Origin of the sequence: Microcystis sp. LEGE 08355 (assembly GCF_015207185.1) — a bacterium.
Taxonomy (GTDB): domain Bacteria; phylum Cyanobacteriota; class Cyanobacteriia; order Cyanobacteriales; family Microcystaceae; genus Microcystis; species Microcystis panniformis.
The window spans coordinates 1-1,473 of sequence record NZ_JADEXI010000851.1 but is presented as its reverse complement, the minus strand read 5'-3'; the positions used below and the strand labels follow the sequence as shown (position 1 = coordinate 1,473).

The window sequence follows — 1,473 nt, the reverse complement described above, 5'->3', positions numbered from 1 at the left end:
TTCTGTTGATTGATTCATGGTCGAACAGCCCACTGCCTAAGTTTTCCAACAATTCCTATTTTTTCATAATTAGGGGTCTCAAGACCCCCCTAACGGCCACCGAGAAAACCTTCACCAGCCAAGTATTTTTACTCAAGTCTCTGGAGGGGGACAGCTTATGTGACAGTTGAGGGTGCGGAATGTGGGCTATTAGTTAGTCAAAGGTTCGGGGGACGAAGCTCCTCCCCTGACGGGGGGTTTAAGGCTGGGATTGAGTGATAAAATCGGAAGTAATGCCCAATTTTAGCAGAGAGTTTCCCTTTAAAAATCCCAACTCAGTAGATTTACAAAAATGAGATGCACCCCCTGTTACCTCTTGTTCTTGGTCAAAGGATCGGCTAAGATTGTGATAGACAATTTCCAGTTAAAGAGATGAATCAATTAAAACCCAAACTTGTCAATTATCCAGATTGGGATCGAAAAGAACAAATTAAACGAAATCGTTCGGCTTTGGCTATCTTAGAACAAAGACGACAAAAACGGTCACAAATAACCGATGAGCAAGACCAAGAAATTTCCCAGTGTTTGCTCAATTTTCAGACTGCGATTGATAATGCTCGTCCTTTGGGTTCAAAGCTTTATAGCCAAGGATGATTGTCTTTATCGATTCGGGGGTTTTGGGTTGATTAACTCATCCTAAAAAAGCGGGTAAACTGGGAAGACTGGCTTTATTCACTTTTGTCTAAAGGCGTTTATGTAGTTAGTTCCGATATCTATGATTATGAAGTCAGAAGAAGCCTATTATTTAGAATCGGTCAAAAAAAATTACTTTAATAGCCTAGATAATCTTAATGAATTACGCCATGTCATTGATTTTTTAAATTTAGATACCGAGGTGATGTTAGCAGCGTCACAAATTTGGGTAGAAACTGGAAAGATTGGCCAACAAACGGCTGATAATTACAATATTGAGGTAGATATTATTATTCTTGCTCATTGGCAGTTATTAAAAAAACAATATCCGAGCCGTTATCTAGTCATCGCTACTACCAATGTCAAACATTTTCAGGGATTCGCAGAAGCTTTAAATTGGCAAGATATTAACCTATAACAGCTTTAAGCTTGATCATTTTTTCACTTTAACTACTTAATCTTATGCAGTTTATTGATCGCGCCGAAATAGAAGTGGAAGGGGGTAAGGGAGGTGATGGAATTGTCGCTTTCCGTCGGGAAAAATACGTCCCCGCTGGCGGTCCAGCCGGAGGTAATGGGGGAAAAGGTGGTTCGGTGATTTTCGTGGCGACTCAGAACCTGCAAACCCTCCTAGATTTCCAGTATAGTCGCTATTTTAAGGCCGATGACGGTAAACGGGGCGGCCCGAACAACTGCACCGGAGCTAACGGTAGCGATCGCATTATTAAAGTTCCCTGTGGTACAGTGGTTTACGATCTCGATAGCGAGGAAATTATCGGCGATTTGGTCACTCCCGAACAG

2 protein-coding genes and 1 pseudogene are annotated in these 1,473 nt (G+C 41.6%); all 3 read left to right on the top strand.

Annotated features, from left to right (window positions below; all coding sequences use genetic code 11):
• Nucleotides 1–411 precede the first annotated feature (411 nt).
• Nucleotides 412–633, top strand: coding sequence for a hypothetical protein (locus IQ242_RS24655; protein WP_150978015.1), 222 nt, complete (start codon nucleotides 412–414; stop codon nucleotides 631–633).
• 127 nt (nucleotides 634–760) lie between these two features.
• A complete protein-coding gene (locus IQ242_RS24650; RefSeq protein WP_228021203.1) occupies nucleotides 761–1,090 on the top strand; it encodes a hypothetical protein in 330 nt (109 codons plus the stop codon).
• A gap of 44 nt (nucleotides 1,091–1,134) precedes the next feature.
• A pseudogene (locus IQ242_RS24645) lies at nucleotides 1,135–1,473 on the top strand (GTPase ObgE); the annotation flags it as partial.